Consider the following 26,457-nt stretch of genomic DNA (forward strand, 5'->3'; position numbering starts at 1 on the left):
GCGACCGCTCAAAAAGCAAGCGCCGTCGATCTGCCGGTGCCTGAAGGAAAAGCCTCATGTCGCGTATCGACCGTAAAGACCAGATCATCGCCGCCGCCCTGGAGCTGTTTCGCAGCAAAGGGTTTGCCGATGTTTCCACCCGCGACCTGGCGGAGCATGCCGGGCTGTCCCGCAGCCACGTCTATCACTACTTCAGCGACTGGAAAGAGCTGCGCCGCGAAGCGTTCGTGCGGTTCGCCAACGAGCAACTGGACGAGGTGAGGGCGCCGCTGGTGGATCTGCCACCATTGGAAGCCCTCGAAGGTTTCCTGCGTGACTGCCTGCCCTCCACGGCAGACGCCGGTTGGGCGCTATGGCTGGATGCCTGGGACGAAGCCATGCATGACGAGCCATTGGCCCAGGCCTACCTGGTGATCAACGCCCAATGGCAAGCCATGCTCGCCGAGATCATCGAGCAAGGTGTGGCGGCCAAAGTGTTCCGCTGTGAGTCGCCCAAGCGCGCTGCGCGACAACTCTTTGCCGTAGCGATGGGCTATGCCGATGACTTGTTGCTCAAACCCTCCGTTGAGTCAGCTGAAGCGGTGATGGATGAGGTGATGGAAGTGGCGGGGCTGCTTCTGGCGTTGCCTAGGACGCGCTAGCAGGGCGGTACTGCAAGGCCTCCGCCAGATGATGGCGTGCGATGGCTTCCACTTGTTCCAGGTCGGCCAGGGTGCGGGCGACCTTGAGCAGGCGATGGGCCGCCCGCAACGACAGCGTCAGCCGTTCGCAGGCGCTTTCCAGCCAGCCTTCATCAGCCTTTTCCAGTTTGCAGTGCTGGCGTAGCCCCGGCAGGTCGAGAAACGCATTGGCGCAGCCCTGGCGCCGTTGTTGGCGGTCCCGGGCATCGGCGACGAGGACGGAGGCGCTGGCGGTATCATCACCGGACTGTATGCCCGGGTTCAGCGCGGTGCTTTCCCGGGCGACGGTCACGTGCAGGTCAATCCGGTCCAGCAGCGGCCCCGAGAGTTTGTTGCGATAGCGCTGAATCTGCTCCGGCGTGCAGCGACAGCGCCCACTGGGCTCGCCCACATAGCCGCAAGGGCAGGGGTTCATTGCCGCCACCAACTGAAAGCGCGCCGGGAAACGCACCCGGTCGCGAGCGCGGGAAATCACGATATGCCCGGACTCCAGCGGCTCACGTAGCACCTCCAGGACCTTGCGATCAAACTCCGGCAACTCGTCGAGAAACAACACACCGTGATGGGCCAGGGTTATTTCCCCCGGCTGCGGTTTCGAGCCGCCGCCCACCAGCGCCGGGCCGGATGCCGAATGATGCGGCTGGCGAAATGGCCGGTGTGGCCAATGGCTCAGCGGCGCCAGGCTGACCACCGATTGAATCGCCGCCACCTCCAGCGCTTCCTGTTCACTCAAGGGCGGCAACAACCCTGGTAGACGGCTGGCGAGCAAGGTCTTGCCGGTGCCCGGTGGCCCGCTGAGCAACAGGTTGTGGGCGCCCGCCGCAGCGATCAACAGCGCACGCTTGGCTGCCAGTTGGCCCTGCACTTCACTCAGGTCCGGGTAGGGTTTGTTCAAGTACATCAGGCCACTGGAAACGAAGGGCTCGATCGGCACGTGACCGTTCAGGTGCGCCACCACTTGCAGCAGATGATCCACGGCAATCACCTTCAACCCCGAAGCCAGGCAGGCTTCCTCGGCATTGGCCCGCGGCACGATCAAGGTGCGCCCGACCTTGCGCGCCGCCAGGGCTGCCGGCAACACACCTTTCACCGGCCGCACCTCACCGGACAGCGCCAACTCGCCCAGGCATTCCACGTTATCGAGGGTCAGCGCGGGTACCTGCACGCTGGCGGCGAGAATCCCCAGGGCAATCGCCAAATCAAAACGCCCGCCGTCCTTGGGGAGGTCGGCGGGCGCGAGGTTGAGGGTGATGCGACGGGACGGGTATTGCAGCGCAGAATTGAGAATGGCGCTGCGCACGCGGTCTTTGCTTTCCTTGACGGCGGTTTCCGGCAGGCCCACCAGCGTCAGCGACGGCAAGCCGTTGGCCATGTGCACCTCGACAGTGACGGCGGGCGCTTCGACGCCTATCTGGGCGCGGCTGTGGACGATGGCGAGGGACATGCTGGTTCCTTGAAATGAGTGGCCGCTTCCTGCGGTTTTTCAAGGGTAGTTGAGTGATGGCGACGCGCGGCGGCGAGGTTTTACAGAACGTATCGCGCTAGCGGTCCGACGGCGGCACACACAGAAACTCTTTCGCCAGCGTCAACCACGCCTGCGCCGCAAACGACAACTTGCACTGCCGACGCCACGCCAGCATCAGCCTCCAGTTCAGGGCCGGCGACTGTATTTCCGCGATGCTGAACTGGCTCGCATCAAGGGTTTCGCAGAATGCCCGGGGCAGCAGGGTGATGCCCACGCCCAGTCGTACCAGGGAGGCGATAAAGTCCCATTGGCTGCTGCGGCCACTGATCCGCGGCTCAAAACCGGCTTGTGCACAGGCATCAAGTACGAATTGGTTCAGGGTGAAGGTGTCATCGTAAAAGATGAATTCGCAGGCTTGCAGTTCGCTCAACTCCACCGAGCTGCGGCCTTGCCAGGGCGAGTCATGGGGCGCGAGCAGGCACAGTGGCGATTCGAACAAGGGCATGGATTCGAATTCGGACCAGATATCCGCCACGCGCGGCGAGTCAAGGATGGTGCCGAACTCCAGCGTGCCCTGGCGCAGATCCTGGATGGTGATATTGCCGCCGCTTTCGAACAGTTTCAGTTCGATCTTCGGGTAACGGGCGTGATACTCCGCAAAAATCGGCGCCAGTGCGAGGTGGGTAGAGGGCGAAAGCCCCATGCGCAGGGCGCCGCGCCCGACATGCTGCAAGTCTTGCAGCTCTACCGTCATTTCATCGTGCAGCGCGATCATTTCCTTGGCGCGCTTGAGCACAATTTCCCCGGCGTCCGTCAGGGTGAAGCGTTTTCCCATGCGGTCGAGCAGCTTCAGGCCAAGGCTCGACTCCAATTGCTGCACCATCTTGCTGACTGTTGGCTGGGTCAGGTGCAGCTTCACAGCGGCTTTGGTAAAGCTCTGCTGGTCGACGACTTCTACGAAATAACGGAGCGCCCGAATGTCCATCTTGCATTCCAATTTTGCATGGTTTTCATAATATTAATTCATTATATCTTTAAAAAATGGCTGGATAAGATTTGTTACATCTGTTCCCAGCCAGCGCTTCCATGACGCCTTAAGGGCCTTGCCAGACGCTTCCATGGCCAGATTTCTCGCAGTGTATGAATCAAAGGCAACGCTATTTCTGGAGAGCAACTGTGCTTAACAAAACGCGTCATTCTTTTTCCGGTTCTGATGAGATGTCTCAGGGAGCGCGCTTCGTTAAGGAGTTGCTGGCGCAGGCGCAGATCGAGGTCAACGGGCCATCGGCTGCCGATATGCAACTGCACCACAGTGCCACATTTGATCTCGCCCTGGCCAAGGGCAATCTGGGCCTTGGCGAGGACTACATGGATGGCGGCTGGGACGCCGAGGCACTGGATGAGTTTTTTTACCGCCTCATGCGCTCCGGCGTGATCGACCAGGCCAACCCGGCCACCTTGTTGTTTCACGCGTTCAGCTCCCGCTGGCTGAACCTGCAAAACAAGAAACGCGCCTGGCAAGTCGGCGAAGCACATTACGACCTCGGCAATGACTTCTACGCACGCATGCTCGACTCGCGCATGACCTACACCTGTGGCTACTGGAAAGATGCCACCACCCTGGAGCAGGCGCAGTTCGCCAAGCTGGACCTGATCTGTAAAAAACTGGGGCTCAAGCCGGGCATGCGCGTGCTGGATATCGGCTGTGGCTGGGGCAGTTTCATGAGCCATGCGGCCGAGCACTATGGGGTCGAGTGTGTCGGCGTGACCATCTCCAAGGAGCAGGCGGAGTGGGGGCGGGCCAAGTATTCACATCTGCCGATCGAGTTTCGTCTGCAGGACTATCGGGATATCGACGAGCAGTTCGACCATATCGCCAGTGTCGGCATGTTCGAGCATGTGGGGCGCAAGAACCATCGGGCGTATATGGAGGTCGCCAACCGCTGCCTGAAAGACGATGGGTTGTTCCTGCTACACACTATCGGCAAGAACCAACGCAACAGCACGCCGGATCCGTGGATCGACAAATACATCTTTCCCAACGGTGATTTGCCCTCGATCGGGCAGATCGGCGACGCCATGGACGGGTTATTTGTTGCCGAGGATTTGCACAACTTTGGCGCCGACTACGACAAGACGCTGATGGCCTGGTGCGAAAACTTCGAACTGGCGTGGCCGGATTTCGCAGACACCTTCGGCCAGCGCTTCTACCGGATGTGGCGCTACTACCTGCTGTCGTGTGCAGGGGCGTTTCGCGCGCGGGATATCCAGCTGTGGCAGTGGGTATTGTCGAAGAAGGGGGTTGTCGGCGGGTATCAGCGGGTGAGCTGAGGGTTGCAACGGTTTAACGGGGACAGGCGAAACCTGCCCCGGTTGGGCCGGCTTATTCGGCGGCAGGCGTCAATCGCGCTTCCAGCTCCGCCACCTTGGCCTCAAGGCTTTCCAACCGCGCCCGAGTGCGCGCCAACACCACCATCTGGCTATCAAACTCTTCCCGGCTTACCAGGTCCAGCTTGCTGAAACCGCTTTGCAGCAGCGCCTTGAACTGGCTTTCAATTTCATTGCGTGGCAGCGGCGTGTCGCTGCTGAACAGGCGGGAGGCGTGGCCGCTCAGGGCGTCGAGGAGGTCTTTGGGCGCGAGCATGGGAAATAGTCCGGAAAATCTGTTGGCCGGCAGTGTATCACGCAGCGTCTATAGTCTTTTCCAGCCCCTGCGGCGCACGCTTTTCGCGCATGAGGACGGGCGGTCGCGCACCGTTTTCGTGCGTATCTTCGCTGTCGTGGCGCCCGGTAGGTGGGCACAGGCGAACAAAGGACTGATTTCAGTGATTTTTACGGAGCTGGCAAGCTTTCTGCTTAGACGATCATGACCCATGCACTGATGCAGTCGCTGTGACGATGCAGTGCGCCGACGGACCAGCGGTACATGTTTCGTCACCAGTGGTTAGCGAGCGTCGCAATGGCAAATGCCAGGGCGACGAAGCGTTACAAAGCCAGGCACTGCGCTTAGACTTGAGACGGGTTTGTTTTCCTGGGGCAAGTCCACCAATTCGGGAGAGAGTTTTCATGAAGCTAGTCACTGCCATCATCAAGCCGTTCAAGTTGGACGATGTACGCGAGTCACTGTCCGAGATCGGCGTGCAGGGCATTACCGTTACTGAGGTCAAAGGCTTCGGTCGGCAGAAGGGTCACACCGAGCTGTATCGCGGCGCGGAATACGTGGTCGATTTCCTGCCAAAGGTGAAGATTGATGTCGCCATTGACGACAAGGATCTTGACCGGGTTATCGAGGCGATAACCAAGGCCGCCAACACCGGCAAGATCGGTGACGGCAAGATCTTCGTGGTCAATCTGGAACAGGCTATTCGCATCCGTACCGGCGAAACCGATACCGACGCAATCTAAGCCGCCAAACCCCAACGCCCCAGGAGAAAACAATATGACTCTGCGTAAATTCGCAGGGCTAGGAGCCCTGTTGTCCCTCGTAATGCCGGCCCTGGCCATGGCGGCGGACCCAGTACCTGCTCCAGTCCTCAATTCCGGCGACACCGCGTGGATGCTCACGTCCACCGCGCTGGTGCTGTTCATGACCATTCCAGGCCTCGCGCTGTTCTACGGCGGCATGGTTCGCTCCAAAAACATTCTTTCCGTGATGATGCAGTGCTTTGCCATCACCGGCCTGATCACCATCCTGTGGTTCGTGTACGGCTACAGCATGGCGTTCGACACCACCGGTATGGAAGCAGGCGTCGTCAACCTCAACTCGTTTGTGGGAGGCTTGTCCAAACTGTTCCTCTCGGGTGTGACCCCGGCCAGCATCACCGGCCCGGCGGCGTTGTTCCCTGAGGCCGTGTTCGTGACCTTCCAGATGACCTTCGCGATCATCACCCCGGCGCTGATCGTCGGTGCATTCGCCGAGCGGATGAAGTTCTCCGCGATGCTGATCTTCATGGGCGTCTGGTTCACCCTGGTCTACGCACCGATTGCCCACATGGTGTGGGGCGGTCCGGGTTCGTTGCTGGGCGACTGGGGCGTGCTGGACTTCGCAGGCGGCACCGTGGTGCACATCAACGCCGGTGTGGCCGGCCTGGTAGCGTGCCTGGTACTCGGCAAGCGTAAAGGCTTCCCAACCACCCCAATGGCCCCGCACAACCTCGGTTACACCCTGGTGGGCGCGGCGATGCTGTGGGTCGGCTGGTTCGGCTTCAACGCGGGCTCCGCTGCTGCGGCCAACGGCACTGCCGGCATGGCGATGCTGGTGACCCAGATCGCTACCGCTGCTGCGGCCCTGGGCTGGATGTTCGCCGAGTGGGTCACCCACGGTAAGCCAAGCGCACTGGGCATCGCCTCGGGTGTGGTTGCGGGCCTGGTGGCAATCACCCCAGCCGCTGGCACCGTGGGCCCGATGGGCGCCCTGGTGATCGGCCTGGCTGCCGGTGTGGTGTGCTTCTTCTGCGCCACTACCCTGAAACGCAAACTGGGCTACGACGACTCCCTGGACGCCTTCGGCGTGCACGGTATCGGCGGTATCCTCGGCGCGATCCTGACCGGCGTGTTCGCCGCACCGTCGATGGGTGGCTTCAACGCCGCTACTACCGACATTGCCGCACAGGTCTGGGTTCAGGCCAAAGGCGTCGGCTTCACCGTCATCTACACCGCTATCGTGACGTACATCATCCTCAAGGTGCTGGACGTGGTGATGGGCCTGCGGGTGACCGAAGAAGAAGAGGCGGTTGGCCTCGATCTGGCGCAACACAACGAGCGCGGCTACAACTTGTAAGTACGCGAAAAAAAGATGCCCGGCTTGCCGGGCATTTTTTTGCCTTGGGTTTGTCTGTGGCTAAAGGTGTATGGGTTTTTTTGCGACTTTGTGATGGGATCCGCACTGCACTTTTCAGTGTGCGAATGTCTTACAGGCATGTAGGCGTATTCGGCACTTTGTTTTTTCCCTGAGCGCGCTAGAATGCGCGCCGATAGGCGGAGAACTGTATGTGGCAACAGACCCTGATAACCCTGCGGGCCAAGCCCCGGGGCTTTCATCTGGTGACGGACGAGTTGCTCGCCGGCCTGCCTGAATTGAAGGCCTGTCGGGTGGGACTGTTGCATTTGTGGCTGCAGCACACCTCGGCCTCGTTGACGGTCAACGAGAATGCCGACCCGGCGGTTCGCCGTGACTTCGAGCGTTTTTTCAATGCGCTGGTGCCGCAAGGCACGGCGGGATATGAACACAACGACGAGGGTCCGGATGATCTGCCGGCGCACTTCAAGGCCAGTCTGCTGGGCTGTCAGCTGAGTTTGCCGGTAAGGGCCGGCCGCTTGGCGATGGGGACCTGGCAAGGTGTTTATCTGGGCGAGCACCGTGATCATGGCGGTGCTCGTAAAGTCCTCGCCACCTTGCACGGTGATGGGGCATAAGCCACTGGTTAACCGGTGGATGTTGATTTTTTTCCGGCGGCCGTCGACAGGCGGCGAAGCTGGGCTATAACTAATCTGCTTTTCGCAAGTCATGAGGTAGAACATGAGCGACGATGATCTGGAAAACGACGACCTCGAAGTAGGCGACGACGACGAAACCGAAGAAGGTCTTGAGGCGGCTGCCGAAGACGTGGCTGACGACGACGGTGGCGACGATGCACCGGTCCCGGCAGCCAAGGGCAAGGCCAAGGCTGCAGTGTCGGTTGACGAGTTGCCGAGCGTAGAAGCCAAGAACAAAGAGCGCGATGCGCTGGCCCGGGCGATGGAAGAATTCCTCGCCAAAGGCGGCAAAGTGCAGGAAGTCGAGGCTAACGTGGTGGCAGATCCACCGAAGAAGCCGGATAACAAGTACGGCAGCCGGCCTATCTAAGGCCTGCTGTTTGCTTGCTGAAAAAGCCCGCCGTCGCTGCGGGCTTTTTCATGGGCGAAACAAAATGGTCAGGGCCAACACCCATCCAAGGATGAAGAGCGTGTGTGGCGAGGGAGCTTGCTCCCGTTGGGGCGCGAAGCGGCCCCTGGTTGGGTCGACGCGGTCTTTCAGAAAGGCCGTCGTGGCTGGTTCAGGGGCCGCTTCGCAGCCCAGCGGGAGCAAGCTCCCTCGCCACAAAAGCCCTTCATCATCAGGTTATGCGTTCCAGCGGGCTAGCACGTCGGGTAGCTCGGTCAGGCTGCGAATCTCGGCATCCGGCAATTTCTCGGCCTCCCAGGCCTTGCCTGCCGGGTTGAACCACACCGCCCGCAGCCCCGCCTGCTGCGCACCGGCAATGTCATCCCCTGGATGGTCACCCACATGCACTGCCGCGCCCGGCGCTACGCCACCGCGCTGCAAGGCTTCCTGAAACAACCGCGCATCCGGCTTGGCAATACCAATGTCTTCAGCCCGGAGTGCAAAGTGGAAGTAGTCCGCCAACCCCACACGTTGCACATCGGCATTACCGTTGGTAATCACCCCCAGCAGATAGTCGCGGCGCAGTGCTTGCAGCATCGGTTCCGCTTCGGGGAATACGGTGAGTTGATGCCGGGCATGGATGAACGCTTCAAAGCACACATCCGCCATCTGCGCCGCTTCCGGCAGCGTGTACCCGGCTTCCTCGAAGGCGTATTGCAGCACCTTGTGACGCAACACGCTGATGCGATATTTCAGCTCGGGATGACGCTCCAGCACCTGCTGGCGCAGGCTGGCAAACTTCTCCAGGGGCAAGTCGCCCACCTTGGTGGCGTGGGTCGCCAGCCACTCGCGCATCGATGCCTCGGCGCTGATGATGACCGGCACGTTATCCCAGAGCGTATCGTCCAGGTCGAAGGTGATCAGCTTGATGCTCATGAGTCACTGCCCTTAATGCGTTTGGCCCGCGGATGGGCGCTGTCGTACACCGTTGCCAGGTGCTGGAAGTCCAGGTGGGTGTAGATCTGGGTGGTCTTGATGTCGGAGTGGCCCAGCAGTTCCTGCACCGCACGCAGGTCCTGGGAGGACTCCAGCAAGTGGCTGGCAAAGGAGTGCCGGAGCATGTGCGGGTGCAGGTTCTGCCCCAGCTCGCGCTCGCCGGCGGCCTTGACCCGCACTTGTATGGCCCGGGGCCCGAGGCGCCGGCCTTGCTGGCTGATAAACACCGCGTCGTCCGCCGGGTTGGCCAGGGCGCGCAGCGGCAGCCATAGCAGCAAGGCTTCGCGGGCCTTCTTGCCCACCGGTAATACGCGGGTCTTGCTGCCTTTACCGAGCACCTGCACCAGGCCATCCGCCAGGTCCAGTTGATCGAGGTTAAGCCCGGTCAGCTCCGACAGGCGCAGGCCCGAGGAGTAGAAGAGTTCGAGGATTGCCTGGTCGCGATGGGCCAGGAAGTCGTCCTCCACGGCGCCATCGAGCAATTGCAGGGCGCGATCCGTGTCGAGGGTCTTGGGCAGGCGGCGTTCGCCCTTGGGCGGCGCCAGGCCGTTGGCCGGGTCGTGGTCGCACAGGCCTTCGCGGTTCAGGTACTGATAGAGGCCGCGTACCGCCGATAGCAGGCGCGCCAGGCTGCGGGAGGATTGGCCTTGCTGGTGCAGGCGGGCGATCAGGCTGCGCAGACCCTGGATGTCCAGGGCCTTCCAGCTGCCGATGTGTTGTTTCTCGCAGAACGCCAGGACCTTGTTCAAGTCCCGCCGGTAGGCTTCCAGGGTATGCGGCGACACCTGGCGCTCGCTGCGCAGGTGAGCGCAGTAGGCGTCCAGTTGTCGTTCCATGGCTAGCGCACCGCGCGCAATGCGCTGGTGAAGCGTGGCAGGACGCGGCCCAGCACTTCGGCGATGTAGCTCAGGAACAGCGTGCCCACCGAGCTTTTGTAATGCTGCGGATCACGGCTGGCGATGGCCAGCACGCCATGCAAACCTTGATGACTGAGGGCAACCACGGCGGTGGAGCCGATCTGCTGGCGCTGCTCGGCGCCAAACAGGAAGTCCAGCTCATGCTCGCGCAAGGTGCCGCTGATGGTCTTGCCTTCGGACAGCAGGCCGCCAATCGCGGTCTGGGCATCGCTGCCGCTGACCCAGCGACCCACCGGCATCGGGTTGTCGCTGAACAGGATCAGGCTGACAAAGGGCACCTGGAAATCCTGGCGCAGGCTGTCTTCGACGGCGATCACCGCTTCTTCCAGGCTGGCGGCGTCCATCAGGGTCAGGACCAGGCGGCGAGTCTTGTCGAACAGGCGGTCGTTGTCGCGGGCCACATCCATCAGCTGCGAGAGCCGATGGCGCATTTCGATATTGCGCTCGCGCAGGATCTTCATCTGCCGCTCCACCAGCGACACGGTATCGCCGCGCTGGTGGGGAATACGCAGGGCCGGCAGCAGTTCTTCGTGTTCAACGAAGAAGTCCGGGTTAGCCTCCAGATACGCCGCAACGGCTGCGGCCTCCAGACTTTCGCTTGGGGATGCTTGCGCGGGTACTTGAGGCTTATCAGTCATTAGATTTGCTCACTCATAGACGGACCTGTCCTTCGTAGACGCGGGTGGCCGGGCCGGTCATTTTCACCGGTTGGCCGGGGCCTGCCCATTCGATGGACAGGCGTCCACCAGGCAGGTCGATCAGCAGCGGCGAATCCATCCACCCCTGGCTGATCGCGGCTACGGCAGCGGCGCAGGCGCCGGTACCGCAAGCCTGGGTTTCGCCGGCCCCGCGTTCCCACACGCGCAACTGCGCACGGGAACGGTCGATGACCTGCAGGAAGCCCACATTGACCCGCGCGGGAAAGCGCGGATGGTTTTCGATCTTCGGCCCCAGTTCATGCACCGGCGCGTTGTTGATGTCATCCACCCGCAGCACGGCATGGGGGTTGCCCATGGACACGGCGGCCAGGTTGACGGTCTTGCCGTCCACGTCCACCGGGTAGCTCAGGGCTTGCTCGGTGGCCTGGAACGGAATGTCCGCAGGCACCAGCCGTGGCGCGCCCATGTTGACGCCGATCTGGCCGTCGCTGCGAATATCCAGCTCGATGATGCCGCTTTTGGTCTCGACGCGAATCTGCCGCTTGGCGGTCAGGCGCTTGTCCAGGACAAAACGGGCGAAACAGCGGGCACCATTGCCGCACTGTTCCACTTCGGAGCCATCGGAGTTGAAGATCCGGTAACGGAAATCCACTTCCGGGTTACTCGGCGCTTCCACCAGCAACAATTGGTCGAAGCCGACACCGGTGTGCCGGTCGCCCCACAGCTTGGCGTGCTTGGGCAGGATGTGCGCGTGCTGGCTGACCAGGTCGAGGACCATGAAGTCATTGCCCAGCCCGTGCATCTTGGTAAAACGCAGCAACATGACCTTACTCCGGCAGCAGGCTTTCGCCAGCAAACAACTCGGCTACCGTCTCGCGGCGACGCACTTCAAACGCTTGATCACCGTCCACCAGCACCTCGGCGGTACGCCCGCGGGTGTTGTAGTTGGAGCTCATGACAAACCCATAGGCACCGGCCGAATGCACGGCCAGCAGGTCGCCTTCTTCCAGGGCCAGCTGACGTTCCTTGGCCAGGAAGTCGCCGGTCTCGCAGATCGGGCCGACGATATCGTAGCTGCGGCCTTCGCCTGCGCGTGGCTTGACGGCCGTCACATTCATCCAGGCCTGGTACAGCGCCGGACGGATCAGGTCGTTCATCGCCGCGTCGACGATGGCGAAATCCTTGTGCTCGGTGTGCTTGAGGTACTCGACCTGGGTCAGCAGCAGGCCGGCGTTGGCGACGATGTAGCGGCCCGGCTCGAACATCAGCGTCAGGTCGCGGCCTTCGAGGCGCTCGCGCACGGCCTTGATGTAGTCGGACACCAGCGGCGGCTCTTCGTCGCGATAACGCACACCCACACCGCCACCGAGGTCGATGTGGTGCAGGTAGATGCCGCACTCGCCGAGGCGGTCGACCAGCGCCAGCAGGCGGTCGAGGGCGTCGAGGAACGGTGGCAGGCTGGTCAGTTGCGAGCCGATATGGCAGTCGACACCCAAGACTTCCAGGTTCGGCAACTGCGCGGCGCGGATGTACACGTCCTCGGCGTCGGCAATGGCGATGCCGAACTTGTTCTCTTTGAGACCGGTGGAAATGTACGGGTGAGTGCCGGCGTCGACGTCCGGGTTGACCCGCAGGGAGATCGGCGCGCGAACGCCCATCTCGGCGGCCACCACTTGCAGGCGCTCCAGCTCGTCGGTGGATTCGACGTTGAAGCAGTGCACGCCAACTTCCAGGGCGCGGCGCATGTCTTCGCGGCTCTTGCCGACACCGGAGAACACAATTTTGTCAGCCTTGCCGCCGGCGGCCAGTACACGCTCAAGCTCGCCCCGGGACACGATGTCGAAACCGGCGCCCAGGCGCGCCAGGACATTGAGTACACCCAGGTTGGAGTTGGCTTTTACGGCGAAGCACACCAGGCTCGGCGTGCCTTCCAGCGCATCGGCAAAGGAGCGGTATTGCGCTTCGATGTGGGCACGGGAGTACACGTAGGTCGGGGTACCAAAGCGCTCGGCGATGGCGGACAGCGCGACACCTTCCGCGAACAGCTCGCCGTCCCGGTAGTTAAAAGCGTCCATGATGTTCCCTTAGTAGGTGTCGTGCTTGTGCGCTTTGGTTTGCGACGATTGCGCCTGTTCATTCGGGTCTTTGCTGTCATCGGGCAGATACAGCGGGCCTTTTTGACCACAGGCACTAACGAGGCAAGCGACCGCGACGAGCGCAGCAAGGGAAGAGATCAGGCGCTTCATGGCGAAATCCTTGAATATGCATTAATTGCGCCCGAGTATACCGACCACCCGCCGGATTGCCTATGCGCCGAAATACCCGTCCGGCGGGGCTTTGCCGAGTTTGTCGCGATTGTGCTTACACCAATCAGGGATAATTCACGCAGCTGCGGGTAATGAAATCGGTATCCTTTGCAATCATGATGGCGCGTCCGTATTGTGCGGCGCTTGAGCGAGACCAGACACTTTTCGAGGTTCCCACAATGAGTTTGACCGAAGCCCGTTTTCACGACCTGGTGGATGCGACCCAGCAAGCGCTGGAGGATATTTTCGACGACAGCGGCCTGGATGTGGACCTGGAGAACTCGGCCGGTGTGCTCACCGTCAAGTTTGAAAATGGCACCCAATTGATTTTCAGCCGCCAGGAGCCCCTGCGTCAGCTATGGCTGGCGGCGCGCTCCGGTGGTTTTCACTTCGATTACGATGAAGAAGAAAAACGCTGGACCCACGACACCACCGATGAGCTGCTGAGCGAAATGCTCGCGCGCCTCACCCAGGAACAAGCCGGCGTCGAGCTGGACTTCGACGAGATCTGATCGTGACGCAGCCCGTTCCCGTACGCCCGCCCAAGCCGCTGTTCAGCAATGTCAGCCCGGCGGTGCCGTCACCTTGTATCAGTTTATGTCGGCTGGATGAGCACAAAGTCTGCCTCGGTTGCTTCCGTCATGTGGAAGACATCCGCGAATGGCGCTCTGCCGACGATGCGCGACGCCGCGTGATCGTCGCCCAGGCCGAGCAGCGCAGGGCCTGCGCCTGAGGCCGTCTTGTTTATTTATTGTGCTGTGGTAGTGTCCGGATACACCTCAACTCATCGAGGTCCGTGAGAACCCCGCCTTTTCCTGGCGGGGTTTTGCTTTTTTGTGCAGAAAAAAGGAGTCTGCCTGAATCATGACCGCACCTTCCATCATCCTCACCCGTCTTGACGTGCAGCGTCTTGAGCAACTGATCGACCGTGTCGGCGAGGCGTCGCCGGGCGTTGAAGCCCTGCAACACGAACTCGACCGCGCCGAAGAAGTGGTTGGCCACGATGAAGTGCCTGCATCTGTCGTGACCATGAACTCCAGCGTGCATTGCCGTGAACAAGGCAGTGGCAAGGACTATCACCTGACCCTGGTCTACCCCAAGGACGCGAACGCCGACGAAGGCAAAATCTCGATCCTGGCGCCGGTGGGCAGTGCATTGCTGGGCCTGCAAGTCGGCCAGCACATCGACTGGCCAGCACCGGGTGGCAAGACCCTCAAGCTTGAATTGCTCGGCGTCGAAGGCCAGCCGAAAGACGGTGGCGCCTTTCCTCTCTAAACCTGGTTCAGCGCTTCATTGAGCGCCAGTTCCAGATCAGCCTTGTAGCGCAGGTACAGATTGCTCGGGCTTTGAACATCACCGAGCAGGCCGGACAGGTCCAGATCGGTGATGTAGCAGCGGTAACGCTCGGCTTCCCGGCGTTGCCCGACGATTTGCTGGGCGACCACCGCAAACAGTTGGTCGCCAAATTCCAGCTCGGAAAACTCCCGTTGATTGCAGTACAAGGTGATCCCCACCTGGCCCGGTGCTGCCTTGCCGATAATCGCCTGCACGTCGTAGAACGGCTTGTTGGCCGGGGTTTGCGGCGCTGGGCGCGGTTCGGCCCGCCGTGCACGGCCGCTGCCTGACGGCAACAGCTGGTAATACAGGATTTGCACCGCGCCGAAGGGCTGTTGCGGGTCCAGCGGCAGCAGCGCGTCGCGGCGATAAATGATCGACTGCAGGAAGCGTTGCAATGGCACCAACAGGCTTTGCTCGTCGTGGAACGGCAGGCGCTGCTGCCAGAGCGCGTTGAACTCATCCAGCACGTACAGCTCGGCAACCCCGTCGTTGATCCGGTAGAACACCTGCACACAGTCGGGCAGGCCCATGGGCAGCAGCAGCGCCAGGTCGTGGTCTTCCAGGGCCATGGTGTCCAGGTGCAGCGGGCTGTAGCTGGCCAGTTCCTCACTGAGGTAGGCGATCAGCGCGTCCTGGGTCGCCAGTGACACATGGTTGGCCTGGCCGGGTGTCAGCTCCATCACGTGGTAGTGCTGTTGCACCTGCACCAGGTAGCGATGGTTTTCCTGGCCCAGCAGCAGGTTTTGCGCAGTGTCGAAGATTTCTTCCACGCGCTGGGCAATGAACTGCGCGCGGTTGTGGCAGAAACAGCGCACCCGCAAGCGCGGCAAGTGATTGGGCGGTAGCTGATTGAGGTAGTCGCGCAGGCAATCGAGCAGCGCGTGGGGGCCGTCATAGCGGCTGACCATCACCTCGTTCCAACTGTTGAGCGTGACCTGGTCCAGGGTCAGCACCAGGTTTTCCCGTACGCCCGCGTAACTCAGGGAGTCGGTGCGCTCGGTGGTCATCAGGATGTTCAAGTCCCGGTGATGCTTGAGCGGGTCGACGCCGACGTTGATCAGCAGCAGCACTTCCTCGGGCACTGCCGAGCGCAGCAGGCGGTCTTCATCGACGCTGGCCAGGGGCAGGACGACAGTTTGTTGCAGGCTGCCCAGCAGGTTGAACAGCTCGAATTCGGTCATGTCACTGCTGCCGGGATGCAGCGCCAGGCGGGTACTGCTGTCGATCACGCCGTTGCGGTGGCACCAGGTGAGCATTTCCAGCAAATCGCGGCTGCGCTTGATCGGCGCGAAGTGCTCCCATTCCAGGGCGGTCAGGCTGCCGTTGTACAAGCCCCAATGATGCTGGCCGGGCTCTTTGCGGTTGGGCGACTGCACCAGGGTCAGGGTGTCTTCGGCAAGGTCGGGCGCAATGCCGGGGTTGATGAACTCGACCTTGCCGGCCTTGCGCTCGAAGGCGGCGTACAGGCGCCGGCCCAGCACATTGAGGTCGCGCTTGTTGATCAGGCTGACGGTCTGTTCGGTGCGGGCAAACTGGGTCAGGAAGCGATAGCTGTAGTTCAGCTCGTTGACCAGCGCCCGGCGCTCGGAGGCCACCTGGCGGACTTTCCATTGGCTGCGGCTGTCCAGCAGGGCCAGTTGGCGCTGGTCCCAACCCCATTCGCTGGCCAGGCGCTCCAGCAGCAAACGCTGCCACCCGGTGCGCTGGCCCGCGCTGAGCTTGCGGTTGACCTTCAGGTACAGGCTGCGCCGCACCAGTTCCAGGCGTTCCGGCTCATTACGGGCCTTGAGGTACTCCTCGATCCGGCGGTAGACGACGATGTACGGGTCCAGTTCGTCCAGGTCCAGCTGATTGGCAAACACAGCGCGCTTGAAGCGCAGGCTCAGGCACTGCACCTTCGGGTGCTCGCTGGCGTAGACCTCGGTCAGCAGGAGTTTCAGTACTGATTTGTAGGGCGATTCGATGCCCTTGAACAACTGCCACAAGCCGGCACCGATAAATTCACCCGGCGGGATGTGCGCCAGGTGGCCCAGGTCGAGGGTTTCATCGGCGCGAATAAAGCGTTTGGAAATCAGCGCGTGGGTGAAGTCGGCATAGCGGGTTTCTTCGTACACCGGCACCAGCCACCAGATCGGCGTGCGCCCGGCCAGCCAGATGGCGGTGCGGTAGAACTCGTCCAGCAGCAGGTAATGCTGGCTGGTGCCGCAGTCTTCTGAACTCAGTTGGCTGTCGCGCTCGCCCTGGATAAACCGCGTCGGCTCGATCAGGAAGAAGTGCGCCTCGGCGCCCATGCTCAGGGCCCAGGTTTCGAGCAGTTGGCATTTCTTGCGCAACTCGGCCAGCTCGTTCTCGCTGAGATCGGCCGCATGGCAGACCCACACGTCCATATCACTTTGATCGGCCTGGGCCAGGGTGCCCAGGCTGCCCATCAGGAACAGGCCATGAATCGGCCGCGGTGGGTTGCCGTGGCGGGGCTTGTAGGAAAACGTGCGGGTCAGGCGCTGGGCCTCGGCCAAGGCTTGCGCGTCGGGTTCAAAATTCGACAGGCCGGCCGGCGTGCTGCCCGACACATAGCCCGGCAACAGCGGGTGATTCACGTGGAAAAACAGCGGCAGCAGGGTCAATACGCTTTGCTGGCGTGGTGTCAGTCCTTCGACGGCCCGGGCCATGCGGCCTTCGTTCAGGGCCAGAAACCGCGCGCGTAACTGGGCCAGCACCTTGCGGTCGATGCCTTCGTCCAGGTCGGGGCGGATTTCGTGGGTGCGGGTCATGTCGAACTCGGTGGCTCGCAGGGCCCGACGTGGGCGGCCGTGTGGGAGTTTACAGCCAGTAGCGTAGGAGATTTAGAGGGAATTTGTTTTTGACGCCGGAATTTTATCCCGGGCGCGGGAATGCCCGCGGAATCCGTGAAGAGAGGATCCCGTGGGCGATACGAGGTGTCAGGCGGCTTCTTTGGCGGTCGTCAGAATAGTCAGCAGGCTTTGTGCGTGTTCGGCAGCGTCCCGGCCGAGGCTGGTGAGGTAACCACCGTCTGGCTGGTCGATCAGGTCTTTATCAAACAGGCGCCGGGCGGCGGCAATGGCAGTGGGAGCGGCAGTCTGATGAACTTTCAGACCTTCCTGGGAGCTGCCCAGGTTGAAGAGTGCAAGGATTTCCAGTTCGGCAACCAACTCAGGGGTATACGACATAAGGACTCCAGACTTTCTAGGAATTTTTAGACGTTAGCAGCCATAAGGTGAACGCACTTGGGCGAGCTGTCCAGTCGGAACTCATGCGGTGTTGATGTGGGGCAGGATTGTGGCCAGCAAGAGTTTGCTGGCCAGCGCGGTGTGAGGCTTATTGCTTCTCGGGCGGCAGCTCCGGCAGCGCACGCAACGCAGTTTCATACCATTCGGTATTGAAGGCGCGATCTTCTTCGAGCAGCGCGTCAATTTCGATGGCGAGGACGTGGGCCATCATTTGCAGGATGTCTTCGCGCTCGTAGCCCACCAGGGTCAGCTTGTTGAACGTGGCCTTGGCGGCGGGCGGGTTGTCGCTTTCGATCTGGTTTTCGATCGCTTCAATCAAGGTGGTCTCGGCGAACTCTTCTTCGTCGTTGTCGATATCGGTTGGCTCGCTCATGGCAGGCTCCTGGAGGAAAGGGCGCCAGTCTACCCCCATTCACTCGGCTGATGCTGCTGGCCAGGCGCGGCCTCCCGATCTATAACCACTGCTGCCAACCCCGTACACGGCCTGGAGGCTTTGTGATGCTCAAGCTTTATGGATTTTCGGTCAGCAACTACTACAACATGGTCAAACTGGCGCTGCTGGAGAAAGGGCTGCCCTTCGAAGAGGTGCCGTTCTACGCAGGCCAGACCCCTGAAGCCTTGGCCGTGAGCCCCCGGGGCAAGGTGCCGGTGCTGGGTGTCGAGCAAGGGTTTATCAACGAAACCAGCGTGATCCTCGAATACCTCGAACAGACCCAGGGCGGGCGATCGCTGCTGCCCAGCGAGCCGTTCCAGCGCGCCCAGGTGCTGGCGTTGTGCAGGGAAATCGAGCTGTACATCGAGTTGCCGGCCCGGGCGTGTTTTGCCGAGGCGTTTTTCGGAATGCCGGTGCCGGAGGCGATCAAGGAAAAGTCCAGGGCGGAGTTATTGCTGGGGATCGCATCGCTGGGGCGGCACGGGAAGTTTGCGCCGTATGTGGCGGGGGACAGTTTCACGATTGCGGATTTGTATTTTGTGTACAGCGTGGACCTGGCCTGTGCCGTGGCCGGGAAGCTGTTCGGGCTGGATCTGTTGGCTGAGTTGCCGAAGGCCAAGGCGTTGCTGGAGCGCTTGCAGGCGCTGCCGAATGCCCAGCGGGTGGCGGCGGACAAGGAAGCGGCGATGCCGGCGTTTATGGCGATGATTGCTGCCAAGAAATAGATCTTGGGTGTTTGTGATGAGGCTTTCGCGAGCAAGCCCGCTCCCACATTTGACCGAGTTCCACCTTTGGAATGCAGTCGAATGTGGGAGCGGGCTTGCTCGCGAAGCTTTTAGCGGCTGGCGAGCAATGCCTGGCCGCGAACCACGGCAGCCTTCACCTGCGCCGGCGCAGTCCCGCCGATATGGTTACGGGCATTCACCGAGCCTTCCAGGGTCAGCACCGCAAACACGTCCTGCTCGATCTGGTCGCTGAACTGGCGCAGTTCTTCCAGGCTCATTTCCGCCAGGTCCTTGCCGGTGTCCACGCCGTACTTCACGGCATGCCCGACGATCTCGTGGCAGTCGCGGAACGGCAGGCCACGGCGTACCAGGTAGTCCGCCAGGTCGGTGGCGGTGGAGAAACCGCGCAGGGCCGCTTCACGCATGATGGCGTGCTTGGGCTTGATCGCCGGGATCATGTCGGCAAAGGCACGCAACGAGTCGCGCAGGGTATCGGCGGCGTCGAACAGCGGTTCCTTGTCTTCCTGGTTGTCCTTGTTGTAGGCCAGCGGCTGGCCTTTCATCAGGGTCAACAGGCCCATCAGCGCACCGAATACACGGCCGCTCTTGCCGCGTACCAGCTCCGGCACGTCGGGGTTTTTCTTTTGCGGCATGATCGAGCTGCCGGTGCAGAAGCGGTCCGGCAGGTCAATGAACTGGAATTGCGCGCTGGTCCACAGCACCAGCTCTTCGGAGAAGCGCGACAAGTGCATCATCGCAATGCTGGCCGCGGCGCAGAATTCGATGGCGAAGTCACGGTCCGACACGCCGTCCAGGGAGTTGCCGCCCACAGCGTCGAAACCCAGCAGCTGCGCGGTGTATTCGCGGTCGATCGGGTAGGTGGTGCCAGCCAGTGCAGCGCTGCCCAGAGGCATGCGGTTGGCGCGCTTGCGGCAGTCCACCAGGCGCTCGTAGTCGCGGCTGAGCATTTCGAACCAGGCCAGCAGGTGGTGGCCGAAGGTCACAGGCTGTGCGGTCTGCAGGTGGGTGAAGCCGGGCATGATGGTGCCGGACTCACGCTCTGCCTGCTCCAGCAGGCCTTTTTGCAGGCGGGTGATTTCTGCCAGGATCAGGTCGATCTCGTCCCGCAGCCACAGGCGGATATCGGTAGCCACCTGGTCGTTACGGCTGCGACCGGTGTGCAGTTTCTTGCCGGTCACACCGATGCGGTCGGTGAGGCGGGCCTCGATGTTCATGTGCACGTCTTCCAGGTCGACGCGCCAGTCGAAGGTGCCGGCTTCGATCTCGCCACGGATGGTGGTCAGGCCGTCGATGATGCTGTCGCGCTCGGCGTCGGTCAGCACGCCGACCTTGGCCAGCATCGTGGCGTGGGCGATCGAGCCCATGATGTCGTGGCGGTAGAGGCGCTGGTCGAAAGTGACGGAGGCGGTGAAGCGCGCGACGAAGGCGTCGACGGGTTCACTGAAGCGGCCGCCCCAGGACTGGTTGGTCTTGTCGGTGCTCATGGATTCGCTCGTGATCTGCTGGAAAGAGGGCATGAAAGTGTGGCGCCGATAATAACAGGGTTGCCCCCGGAGGCGACGATGCCGGGGCGGGGCATTTTTATTTGTTTCCAAGATGGCTAAGTGCCTTGCCCCCGGACTCGCGCAGGACGAGACTGGAGCCAGGACCGATCGGGGGGGAAACTTGCGGTCCTTGGTCAAACAAAGCGTGTTTATTGAAACGATATTTGACGATTGAGCAATATCGTCTTCGCCAGCGTCTACAGTTGCACTGATAGAGCTTCGCGCTGACGGAAGGTGCACTGCACCAATGCCGGGCGATGAGGTCGAACTCCAGGCTATCCATTAGAGAGGGGGTGTTCGTATTGTGTATCAGCAAACCCTACGACGATGCCCGAAGGCAGCAGGCTTTGGGCGCGATTGAACAGGTCCGGGTAAATATTGGTGCCACTCTCGGGGCACTTTTTGCCGCTCGCGCTAGTCTTAGCGTGGATCGCCGTGACGGAAGTCACCGCACCTGTCTACGCTATCCTTGTGCGAGACTCACGCAGGAATCCAGCGCAATATGAATGTCCTGATCGTTGATGACGAACCCCAAGCCCGCGAGCGACTGAGCCGTTTGGTCAGTGAACTCGAGGGTTACAATGTCCTTGAGCCGAGCGCCACCAGTGGCGAGGAAGCCTTGGCCCTTATTGACAGCCTCAAGCCGGACGTCGTGTTGCTCGACATCCGCATGCCGGGCCTTGATGGCTTGCAGGTGGCTGCCCGCCTGAGCGAGCGAGAATCGCCGCCTTCGGTGGTGCTGTGCGCCTCCCAGGATGAGTTCTCTTCCGAGGCCCTGGATGCCAGCGGCGCCAGTTTCCTGGTCAAGCCGATCAATGCCGATGCGTTGCTTCGCGCCTTGAAAAAGGCCGAGCGTCCCAATCGTGTCCAACTGGCAGCCTTGACCCAGCCCGCAGCCCAGGGCGGCAATGGGCCACGCAGCCATATCAGCGCCCGTACCCGCAAGGGCATCGAGTTGATTCCCCTGGACCAGGTGGTCTACTTCATCGCCGATCACAAGTACGTGACCTTGCGTCACGAGGCTGGTGAAGTGCTGCTCGATGAGCCACTCAAGGCGCTGGAAGACGAATTTGGCGACCGCTTTGTGCGCATCCACCGCAATGCGCTGGTGGCACGGGAGCGCATCGAGCGCCTGCAGCGCACGCCGCTTGGGCATTTTCAGCTGTTCCTGAAGGGCCTCAACGGTGACGCGTTGATCGTCAGCCGGCGCCATGTCGCCGGCGTGCGCAAGATGATGCAGCAGCTTTAGCCCGAGGGCTGACGCGAGCTTCACCGCCCATATCCCGGTGCGACGCGGCCAGGGAGGCCCCGCACTTGCTGATTCAAATCAAAGCGCATTTGCCTGAGCTGTTATTATCTGCCGTATCTATTCAGTACGGATTGATCCATGTCCTCTCGCGAAATCCGCATCGCCACCCGTAAAAGCGCCCTGGCCTTATGGCAGGCCGAATACGTCAAAGCACGCCTTGAGCAGGCTCATCCTGGCCTGAAGGTGTCCCTGGTGCCCATGGTCAGTCGCGGCGACAAGCTGCTTGATTCGCCATTGTCGAAAATCGGCGGCAAGGGCCTGTTCGTCAAGGAACTGGAAACCGCTCTGCTGGAGAACGAAGCCGACATCGCCGTGCATTCTATGAAAGATGTGCCCATGGACTTCCCCGAAGGCCTGGGCCTTTTTTGCATCTGCGAGCGCGAAGACCCCCGCGATGCCTTCGTTTCCAATACCTACGCCTCCCTGGATGAGCTGCCGCTGGGCAGCGTCGTCGGCACCTCCAGCCTGCGTCGCCAGGCGCAGTTGCTGACCCGCCGCCCGGACCTGCAAATCCGCTTCCTGCGGGGCAACGTCAATACTCGCCTGGCCAAGCTCGACGCCGGTGAATATGACGCGATCATTCTCGCGGCAGCCGGCTTGATCCGCTTGGGCTTTGAAGACCGCATCACCTCGGCCATCAGCGTCGAAGACAGCTTGCCGGCCGGCGGGCAGGGCGCTGTGGGCATTGAATGCCGCACCGCCGACAGCGAAATTCATGCGCTGCTCAAGCCGCTGGATCACCAGGACACCGAAATTCGCGTCACCGCCGAACGTGCCCTGAACAAGCACCTCAATGGTGGCTGCCAGGTACCGATCGCTTGTTACGCCGTGCTTGAGGGCGAGAACCTCTGGCTGCGTGGCCTGGTGGGCGACCCGAGTGGTGGGTTGTTGCTCACCGCAGAGATTCGCGGGCCGCAAAGCGAGGCCACCAGCCTGGGTATCAAGGTCGCCGAGGAACTGCTGGAAAAAGGCGCCGGTGCCATTCTGCAAGCGGTGTACGGCGAGGCCGGGCCGCAGTGATGCAATGGCGTGTGCTGCTGACGCGGCCTGCCGAGGAGTCGGCGGCCCTGGCGGCGACGTTATCCGAAGAAGGTGTTTTCAGCAGCAGCCTGCCGTTGCTGGAGGTTGAAGCGCTGCCTGTCACGCCTGAACAACAGACTGTTTTTCGCGAGCTGGACCGCTATTGCGCGGTGATCGTGGTGAGCAAGCCGGCCGCGCGCCTGGGCTTGCAGTTGTTGGCTCAACACTGGCCGCAACCGCCGGCGTTACCGTGGTTCAGTGTCGGCGCTGCTACGGCGCAGGTGTTGGCCGAGCATGGCCTTGATGTCAGTTATCCCCACGACGGCGACGACAGTGAAGCCTTGCTTGAACTGGTCGCCTTGCGCGAGGCTATCTCGAAGCCCGGCGCCCGGGTGCTGATCCTGCGGGGCGAGGGCGGGCGAGAGCTGCTGGCTGAGCGTTTACGCGAGCAAGGTGCTAGTGTCGACTATCTGGAGTTGTATCGCCGTTTCCTGCCGGACTACGACCGTGCAACGCTGACCCAGCGCATAAACGTGGAACGCTTGAACGGCGTGGTGGTCAGCAGTGGGCAGGGTTTTTTACACCTGCAAGCGCTGGCCGGTACAGATTGGCCCCAGGTGGCACAGCTGCCGTTGTTCGTGCCCAGCCCGCGAGTCGCCGAGATGGCGCGTGCCGCTGGCGCGAAAGAAGTTGTGGATTGTCGTGGCGCCAGTGCCGCGGCTTTGTTAGTGGCGTTACGGAGTGTTTCCGTTCCCACTCTCTAATACGCAAAGGATGGATACGTGAGCGAAACAGCCTTGCCTAAAGATGAAGCTCAGCCCGCGCTTGATGCGCCTGTTGAGACACCGGTCACCACCGCCCCGCGCCGTGGCAACGGCCTGGCCATCGTGGCCTTGTTGCTCGGCGCCGCCGGCGTTGCCGCCGGTGGCTGGGGGATCTGGCAGGTCCGCGCACTGCAGGCGAGCAGCCAGCAACAGCTGGGCCAAGTGCAAACCCTGGACGACCAATCCCAGAGCCTCAAGCAGAGCCAGCAGCAGCTGTCGGCCCGTCTGGGGCAACTGCCCGGCGCCGATGAGCTGGAAGAGCGTCGCCGGCTGGTGGCGCAATTGCAGGGTGATCAACAACGCCTGAGCCAGCGCCTGGAAACCGTGCTGGGGGCCAGCCGCCAGGACTGGCGCCTGGCCGAGGCCGAGCACTTGATCCGCCTGGCCAGCCTGCGTCTTTCCGCCTTGCAGGACATCAACAGTGCCCAGGCACTGGTCCAGGGCGCTGACGAAATCCTCCGCGAACAAAGTGACCCTGGCTCCTACGCCGCCCGTGAGCAGTTGGCCAAGAGCCTCGCCGCGTTGCGCAATATCGAACAGCCCGACCGTACCGGGCTGTACCTGCAACTGGCGGCATTGCGCGATCAGGTCGTGCAGTTGGCGGCCATCGCGCCGGAATACCAACTCCCTGAAGCGGCCAATGATGGGCGTCCGACCACCGACACGGACAGCCGTTGGAGTCAGTGGTGGGCGCAGATCTCGCGGTATTTCCGCATCGACTTCAATCCTGATGACAACATTCGCCCGCTCCTGGCAGGGCAAGGCCTGAACCAGGTGCGCCTGGCCCTGAGCCTTGCACTTGAGCAGGCGCAATGGGCGGCGCTCAACGGCGAGCCGGCGGTGTACAGCCGATCCCTGGGCGAGGCTCGCAGCGTGTTGCAGGACAACTTCAATCAAGACAACCCGCAAAGCAAAGCCATGCTGGCCCGTATTGCCGAGCTTGAGCCCAAGGCCGTCTCGGTGGTCACGCCGGACCTGGCCGCGAGCCTGGCTGCCGTGCAGGCTTACCTTGACCGTCGCCACCTGTCTGCCGAGGAAGCCAAGGCTTCCGCTGGCAAGCCGGCGACCCAGGAGTAAAGCCGATGAAGCGCTTCTATGTGATCCTGGTGCTGGCGATTGCGATCGCCCTGGCACTGGCCGTGGGCATTTCGAAACATACCGGCTACGTGCTGATTACTTATCCCCATGTGCTGCATTACGAGTCCGGGCTGTGGTCGACGCTGGTGGCGTTGTTTGCCATCGGCCTGGTGATCTATTTGGCCAGGGTGCTGCTGGGCCTGGTGCTGACCTCGGGTGGCGTGGTCAATCCGTGGTCGCGGCGCAACCGCAGCCGTCGGGTCCAGGTTGCCATCGAGCAGGGCCAGATGGACCTCGCCGAAGGGCGCTGGGCCAGTGCCGAGCGTCACTTGCACCGTGCGGCCGAAGCCGAACGCCAGCCATTGCTCTACTACCTCGGCGCCGCCCGTGCGGCCAACGAACAGGGCCGTTATGAGGAAGCGGATGGCCTGCTGGAACGCGCGCTTGAGCGCCAGCCCCAGGCCGAACTGGCGGTAGCCTTGAGTCATGCGCAGTTGCAGATGGACCGCGGTGACACCGATGGCGCCCTGGTCACCCTGCAGGCCATGCATGAGCGTCATCCGCATAACGTCCAGGTATTGCGCCAACTGCAGCGGCTGTATCAACAGCGTGGCGATTGGTCTTCGGTAATCCGGCTGTTGCCGGAGTTGCGCAAGGACAAGGTGTTGCCGCCTGCCGAGTTGGCCGACCTGGAGCGACGCGCCTGGGGCGAGAACCTGACCCTGGCTGCCCAGCGCGAAGAGCAGGGCGAGGCCGGGCAGCAATCCCTGGAGCTGGCCTGGCAACAACTGACTTCGGCCCAGCGCCAGGAGCCGCAACTGGTGCTGGCGTACGCCGAACAATTGCGCCAGTTGGGCGCGGACGCCAAGGCCGAAGAAGTGCTGCGCGGTGCCCTCAAGCGCGAGTACGACAGTCATCTGATCCGGCTCTACGGGCTGCTGCGTGGCAGCGATCCGGCGAAGCAGTTGAAGTTCGCCGAAGGCTGGCTCAAGGACCATCCAGGCGATGCCAGCCTGCTGCTGACCCTGGGGCGCCTGTGCCTGCAAAACAGCTTGTGGGGCAAGGCGCGGGACTACCTTGAAAGCAGCCTGCAGGTGCAGCGCAACCCTGAGGCCTGCGCCGAGCTGGCACGCCTGCTGGCGCAGTTGGGCGACACCGAGCGCAGCAACCAGTTGTTCCAGGAAGGCCTGGGCTTGCTGGACAAGCGTTTGCTGGCGTCACCGTTGCCGGTGCCGGCACGGGTTTGAAGTAGGAAACAGAGTAAGGGTTGCCTCAGAATTGTCTGGTGGCCAACCCTTCAATAACGCCCAATAGCTGTAGTCAATACGGCTTGTAGTAAACTCCTACGTAGACGCGCGTTTAATCGCTCGCCTTCTGACGGGATATCCCTACGCTCTCGCGGAATCGTCTGCTCTGGCGCGTATTGAAAGGGGTAAGGTCTTTCCTCTACCGTAACTACCTATCTCTTGCGTTGCGGATAAACAATGTCTTTGGCCCCCTCACGCTCCCTGTTCCTCCTGGCGTTCCTGGCTGGTGCGCTGACGCTGGGCGCGTCCTTTTACCTGGAATACGCCGCGCTTTTGCGGCCTTGTTTCCTGTGCCAGGTGCAACGAATTCTTGTGGCTGCCTTCACGCTGATCAATCTCGTGGCGGCGATTCATGGGCCGAAGCGGTCCGGGATCTACCTGTATTGGGCGGCGAGCATGGGGTGTGCAGTGCTGGGCGCCATTACCGCCGTACGCCAGGTGCTGCTGCAAAATACGCCGCCGGAACAGTTGCCTGCCTGTTGGCCCGGCCTTCAATCCATGATCGAGAACCTGTCGCTGAGAGAGACGTTGGCCTTGATCTTCAAGGGCACCGTCGACTGCGTGGAAATCAACTGGACGCTGTTCGACTTGAGTATTCCCGAGTGGAGCCTGCTGTTCTTCGTGGCGATGCTGATCCTTGGCATCGCGCAGTTCTCGCGGTTGCTGCTGAGCCAGCGTTTTGGCCTTGCACGGCACTGACAGGTAACCGCAGGTTGTAGGAAGGG

The 26,457-nt window shown here is 61.8% G+C and carries 29 protein-coding genes; 16 read left to right on the forward strand and 13 right to left on the reverse strand.

Going from position 1 to position 26,457, the window contains the following annotated elements:
- The first annotated feature begins 56 nt into the window (after positions 1-56).
- Positions 57-641, forward strand: a complete 585-nt coding sequence (locus HX824_RS17755) for a TetR/AcrR family transcriptional regulator (RefSeq protein ID WP_003208775.1) — start codon at positions 57-59, stop codon at positions 639-641.
- Here HX824_RS17755 and HX824_RS17760 read toward each other — a convergent pair.
- Together HX824_RS17760 and HX824_RS17765 are read right to left on the reverse strand one after the other, a co-directional pair.
- On the reverse strand, positions 628-2,124 hold the full coding sequence (locus tag HX824_RS17760; protein WP_003208777.1) for a YifB family Mg chelatase-like AAA ATPase: 1,497 nt from the start codon (positions 2,122-2,124) through the stop codon (positions 628-630). The two genes, HX824_RS17755 and HX824_RS17760, sit on opposite strands and share 14 nt — an antisense overlap.
- Before the next feature lie 97 nt (positions 2,125-2,221).
- Positions 2,222-3,130, reverse strand: coding sequence for a LysR family transcriptional regulator (locus HX824_RS17765; RefSeq protein ID WP_003208779.1), 909 nt, complete (start codon positions 3,128-3,130; stop codon positions 2,222-2,224).
- Between the two features lie 263 nt (positions 3,131-3,393).
- Here HX824_RS17765 and cfa point away from each other — a divergent pair, with 263 nt between their 5' ends.
- Positions 3,394-4,476, forward strand: a complete 1,083-nt coding sequence (cfa, locus tag HX824_RS17770; RefSeq protein ID WP_008439353.1) for a cyclopropane fatty acyl phospholipid synthase — start codon at positions 3,394-3,396, stop codon at positions 4,474-4,476.
- Positions 4,477-4,528: 52 nt separating this feature from the next.
- Here cfa and HX824_RS17775 read toward each other — a convergent pair whose 3' ends face one another.
- Complete coding sequence (locus tag HX824_RS17775) at positions 4,529-4,738, reverse strand: accessory factor UbiK family protein (RefSeq protein ID WP_371103568.1); 210 nt, start codon at positions 4,736-4,738, stop codon at positions 4,529-4,531.
- 473 nt (positions 4,739-5,211) lie between these two features.
- On the opposite strand from HX824_RS17775, the gene glnK reads away from it, so the two are divergent.
- From glnK to sutA, 4 genes are all read left to right on the forward strand, one after another.
- Positions 5,212-5,550 (forward strand): P-II family nitrogen regulator, encoded by a 339-nt coding sequence (gene glnK / locus HX824_RS17780; RefSeq protein ID WP_002555808.1) that lies wholly within the window; start codon positions 5,212-5,214, stop codon positions 5,548-5,550.
- 34 nt (positions 5,551-5,584) lie between these two features.
- Complete coding sequence (locus HX824_RS17785) at positions 5,585-6,925, forward strand: ammonium transporter (RefSeq protein ID WP_008439352.1); 1,341 nt, start codon at positions 5,585-5,587, stop codon at positions 6,923-6,925.
- 209 nt (positions 6,926-7,134) lie between these two features.
- Complete coding sequence (locus tag HX824_RS17790; protein WP_003208787.1) at positions 7,135-7,560, forward strand: secondary thiamine-phosphate synthase enzyme YjbQ; 426 nt, start codon at positions 7,135-7,137, stop codon at positions 7,558-7,560.
- 103 nt (positions 7,561-7,663) lie between these two features.
- Positions 7,664-7,990, forward strand: a complete 327-nt coding sequence (gene sutA, locus HX824_RS17795; protein WP_003208791.1) for a transcriptional regulator SutA — start codon at positions 7,664-7,666, stop codon at positions 7,988-7,990.
- A 255-nt stretch (positions 7,991-8,245) separates the two neighbouring features.
- On the opposite strand, the gene HX824_RS17800 is transcribed toward sutA, so the two are convergent.
- The 6 genes from HX824_RS17800 to HX824_RS17825 are packed head-to-tail and all read right to left on the reverse strand — an operon-like array spanning position 8,246 to position 12,826.
- Positions 8,246-8,944, reverse strand: a complete 699-nt coding sequence (locus HX824_RS17800; RefSeq protein WP_003208792.1) for an HAD family hydrolase — start codon at positions 8,942-8,944, stop codon at positions 8,246-8,248.
- Complete coding sequence (gene xerC / locus HX824_RS17805; protein WP_003208794.1) at positions 8,941-9,840, reverse strand: tyrosine recombinase XerC; 900 nt, start codon at positions 9,838-9,840, stop codon at positions 8,941-8,943. Before xerC ends, HX824_RS17800 begins: the two co-directional genes overlap by 4 nt.
- A gap of 2 nt (positions 9,841-9,842) precedes the next feature.
- A complete protein-coding gene (locus HX824_RS17810; protein WP_003208796.1) occupies positions 9,843-10,559 on the reverse strand; it encodes a DUF484 family protein in 717 nt (238 codons plus the stop codon).
- Between the two features lie 13 nt (positions 10,560-10,572).
- Positions 10,573-11,403: a diaminopimelate epimerase gene (gene dapF, locus HX824_RS17815; protein WP_008439347.1), complete on the reverse strand. Its 831-nt coding sequence runs from the start codon at positions 11,401-11,403 to the stop codon at positions 10,573-10,575.
- A gap of 4 nt (positions 11,404-11,407) precedes the next feature.
- Complete coding sequence (gene lysA, locus HX824_RS17820; protein ID WP_008439346.1) at positions 11,408-12,655, reverse strand: diaminopimelate decarboxylase; 1,248 nt, start codon at positions 12,653-12,655, stop codon at positions 11,408-11,410.
- A gap of 9 nt (positions 12,656-12,664) precedes the next feature.
- On the reverse strand, positions 12,665-12,826 hold the full coding sequence (locus HX824_RS17825) for a lipoprotein (protein WP_003208801.1): 162 nt from the start codon (positions 12,824-12,826) through the stop codon (positions 12,665-12,667).
- 239 nt (positions 12,827-13,065) lie between these two features.
- On the opposite strand from HX824_RS17825, the gene cyaY reads away from it, so the two are divergent.
- From cyaY to rnk, 3 genes are all read left to right on the forward strand, one after another.
- Positions 13,066-13,398: an iron donor protein CyaY gene (cyaY, locus tag HX824_RS17830; RefSeq protein ID WP_003208803.1), complete on the forward strand. Its 333-nt coding sequence runs from the start codon at positions 13,066-13,068 to the stop codon at positions 13,396-13,398.
- A 2-nt stretch (positions 13,399-13,400) separates the two neighbouring features.
- Positions 13,401-13,619 (forward strand): DUF1289 domain-containing protein, encoded by a 219-nt coding sequence (locus HX824_RS17835; RefSeq protein WP_177054887.1) that lies wholly within the window; start codon positions 13,401-13,403, stop codon positions 13,617-13,619.
- 131 nt (positions 13,620-13,750) lie between these two features.
- Positions 13,751-14,161: a nucleoside diphosphate kinase regulator gene (gene rnk, locus HX824_RS17840; RefSeq protein WP_003208808.1), complete on the forward strand. Its 411-nt coding sequence runs from the start codon at positions 13,751-13,753 to the stop codon at positions 14,159-14,161.
- Here rnk and HX824_RS17845 read toward each other — a convergent pair.
- From HX824_RS17845 to HX824_RS17855, 3 genes are all read right to left on the reverse strand, one after another.
- A complete protein-coding gene (locus HX824_RS17845; RefSeq protein WP_008439344.1) occupies positions 14,158-16,995 on the reverse strand; it encodes a class I adenylate cyclase in 2,838 nt (945 codons plus the stop codon). The genes rnk and HX824_RS17845 overlap by 4 nt on opposite strands.
- A gap of 168 nt (positions 16,996-17,163) precedes the next feature.
- Positions 17,164-17,412 carry a TIGR02647 family protein gene (locus tag HX824_RS17850; RefSeq protein ID WP_003208812.1) on the reverse strand — a complete coding sequence of 83 codons (249 nt, stop codon included), beginning with the start codon at positions 17,410-17,412 and terminating at the stop codon, positions 17,164-17,166.
- 148 nt (positions 17,413-17,560) lie between these two features.
- Positions 17,561-17,845, reverse strand: coding sequence for a hypothetical protein (locus HX824_RS17855; RefSeq protein ID WP_003208814.1), 285 nt, complete (start codon positions 17,843-17,845; stop codon positions 17,561-17,563).
- A 125-nt stretch (positions 17,846-17,970) separates the two neighbouring features.
- Here HX824_RS17855 and HX824_RS17860 point away from each other — a divergent pair, with 125 nt between their 5' ends.
- Positions 17,971-18,630, forward strand: a complete 660-nt coding sequence (locus HX824_RS17860) for a glutathione S-transferase family protein (RefSeq protein ID WP_003208816.1) — start codon at positions 17,971-17,973, stop codon at positions 18,628-18,630.
- Positions 18,631-18,740: 110 nt separating this feature from the next.
- On the opposite strand, the gene argH is transcribed toward HX824_RS17860, so the two are convergent.
- Positions 18,741-20,135: an argininosuccinate lyase gene (gene argH / locus HX824_RS17865; RefSeq protein WP_003208818.1), complete on the reverse strand. Its 1,395-nt coding sequence runs from the start codon at positions 20,133-20,135 to the stop codon at positions 18,741-18,743.
- Between the two features lie 562 nt (positions 20,136-20,697).
- Here argH and HX824_RS17870 point away from each other — a divergent pair.
- From HX824_RS17870 to HX824_RS17895, 6 genes are all read left to right on the forward strand, one after another.
- Positions 20,698-21,444: a LytTR family DNA-binding domain-containing protein gene (locus tag HX824_RS17870; RefSeq protein ID WP_003208820.1), complete on the forward strand. Its 747-nt coding sequence runs from the start codon at positions 20,698-20,700 to the stop codon at positions 21,442-21,444.
- Positions 21,445-21,582: 138 nt separating this feature from the next.
- Positions 21,583-22,524 carry a hydroxymethylbilane synthase gene (gene hemC, locus HX824_RS17875; protein WP_008439333.1) on the forward strand — a complete coding sequence of 314 codons (942 nt, stop codon included), beginning with the start codon at positions 21,583-21,585 and terminating at the stop codon, positions 22,522-22,524.
- Positions 22,521-23,288, forward strand: a complete 768-nt coding sequence (locus HX824_RS17880) for a uroporphyrinogen-III synthase (protein ID WP_177041092.1) — start codon at positions 22,521-22,523, stop codon at positions 23,286-23,288. The genes hemC and HX824_RS17880 overlap by 4 nt, the downstream gene beginning before the upstream one ends.
- An 18-nt stretch (positions 23,289-23,306) precedes the next feature.
- Complete coding sequence (locus HX824_RS17885) at positions 23,307-24,425, forward strand: uroporphyrinogen-III C-methyltransferase (RefSeq protein WP_003208826.1); 1,119 nt, start codon at positions 23,307-23,309, stop codon at positions 24,423-24,425.
- Between the two features lie 5 nt (positions 24,426-24,430).
- Positions 24,431-25,672 (forward strand): heme biosynthesis protein HemY, encoded by a 1,242-nt coding sequence (locus HX824_RS17890; protein WP_003208828.1) that lies wholly within the window; start codon positions 24,431-24,433, stop codon positions 25,670-25,672.
- A gap of 237 nt (positions 25,673-25,909) precedes the next feature.
- Positions 25,910-26,431, forward strand: a complete 522-nt coding sequence (locus HX824_RS17895; protein WP_003208831.1) for a disulfide bond formation protein B — start codon at positions 25,910-25,912, stop codon at positions 26,429-26,431.
- Positions 26,432-26,457: the final 26 nt, after the last annotated feature.

Source organism: Pseudomonas sp. D4002 (assembly GCF_013385665.1).
In the GTDB taxonomy this organism is placed as follows: domain Bacteria; phylum Pseudomonadota; class Gammaproteobacteria; order Pseudomonadales; family Pseudomonadaceae; genus Aquipseudomonas.

Excerpts from the sequence above, each read along its gene's own strand:
- dapF (WP_008439347.1), bottom strand. The coding sequence starts at position 11,403 with ATGTTGCTGCGTTTTACCAAGATGCACGGGCTGGGCAATGACTTCATG.
- HX824_RS17760 (WP_003208777.1), bottom strand. The coding sequence starts at position 2,124 with ATGTCCCTCGCCATCGTCCACAGCCGCGCCCAGATAGGCGTCGAAGCG.
- HX824_RS17765 (WP_003208779.1), bottom strand. The coding sequence starts at position 3,130 with ATGGACATTCGGGCGCTCCGTTATTTCGTAGAAGTCGTCGACCAGCAG.
- argH (WP_003208818.1), bottom strand. The coding sequence starts at position 20,135 with ATGAGCACCGACAAGACCAACCAGTCCTGGGGCGGCCGCTTCAGTGAA.
- rnk (WP_003208808.1), top strand. The coding sequence starts at position 13,751 with ATGACCGCACCTTCCATCATCCTCACCCGTCTTGACGTGCAGCGTCTT.
- HX824_RS17860 (WP_003208816.1), top strand. The coding sequence starts at position 17,971 with ATGCTCAAGCTTTATGGATTTTCGGTCAGCAACTACTACAACATGGTC.
- lysA (WP_008439346.1), bottom strand. The coding sequence starts at position 12,655 with ATGGACGCTTTTAACTACCGGGACGGCGAGCTGTTCGCGGAAGGTGTC.
- HX824_RS17790 (WP_003208787.1), top strand. The coding sequence starts at position 7,135 with ATGTGGCAACAGACCCTGATAACCCTGCGGGCCAAGCCCCGGGGCTTT.
- HX824_RS17755 (WP_003208775.1), top strand. The coding sequence starts at position 57 with ATGTCGCGTATCGACCGTAAAGACCAGATCATCGCCGCCGCCCTGGAG.
- glnK (WP_002555808.1), top strand. The coding sequence starts at position 5,212 with ATGAAGCTAGTCACTGCCATCATCAAGCCGTTCAAGTTGGACGATGTA.
- HX824_RS17870 (WP_003208820.1), top strand. The coding sequence starts at position 20,698 with ATGAATGTCCTGATCGTTGATGACGAACCCCAAGCCCGCGAGCGACTG.
- xerC (WP_003208794.1), bottom strand. The coding sequence starts at position 9,840 with ATGGAACGACAACTGGACGCCTACTGCGCTCACCTGCGCAGCGAGCGC.
- HX824_RS17845 (WP_008439344.1), bottom strand. The coding sequence starts at position 16,995 with ATGACCCGCACCCACGAAATCCGCCCCGACCTGGACGAAGGCATCGAC.
- HX824_RS17785 (WP_008439352.1), top strand. The coding sequence starts at position 5,585 with ATGACTCTGCGTAAATTCGCAGGGCTAGGAGCCCTGTTGTCCCTCGTA.
- HX824_RS17850 (WP_003208812.1), bottom strand. The coding sequence starts at position 17,412 with ATGTCGTATACCCCTGAGTTGGTTGCCGAACTGGAAATCCTTGCACTC.
- HX824_RS17895 (WP_003208831.1), top strand. The coding sequence starts at position 25,910 with ATGTCTTTGGCCCCCTCACGCTCCCTGTTCCTCCTGGCGTTCCTGGCT.
- HX824_RS17810 (WP_003208796.1), bottom strand. The coding sequence starts at position 10,559 with ATGACTGATAAGCCTCAAGTACCCGCGCAAGCATCCCCAAGCGAAAGT.
- HX824_RS17825 (WP_003208801.1), bottom strand. The coding sequence starts at position 12,826 with ATGAAGCGCCTGATCTCTTCCCTTGCTGCGCTCGTCGCGGTCGCTTGC.
- hemC (WP_008439333.1), top strand. The coding sequence starts at position 21,583 with ATGTCCTCTCGCGAAATCCGCATCGCCACCCGTAAAAGCGCCCTGGCC.
- HX824_RS17855 (WP_003208814.1), bottom strand. The coding sequence starts at position 17,845 with ATGAGCGAGCCAACCGATATCGACAACGACGAAGAAGAGTTCGCCGAG.
- cyaY (WP_003208803.1), top strand. The coding sequence starts at position 13,066 with ATGAGTTTGACCGAAGCCCGTTTTCACGACCTGGTGGATGCGACCCAG.
- HX824_RS17800 (WP_003208792.1), bottom strand. The coding sequence starts at position 8,944 with ATGAGCATCAAGCTGATCACCTTCGACCTGGACGATACGCTCTGGGAT.
- sutA (WP_003208791.1), top strand. The coding sequence starts at position 7,664 with ATGAGCGACGATGATCTGGAAAACGACGACCTCGAAGTAGGCGACGAC.
- HX824_RS17890 (WP_003208828.1), top strand. The coding sequence starts at position 24,431 with ATGAAGCGCTTCTATGTGATCCTGGTGCTGGCGATTGCGATCGCCCTG.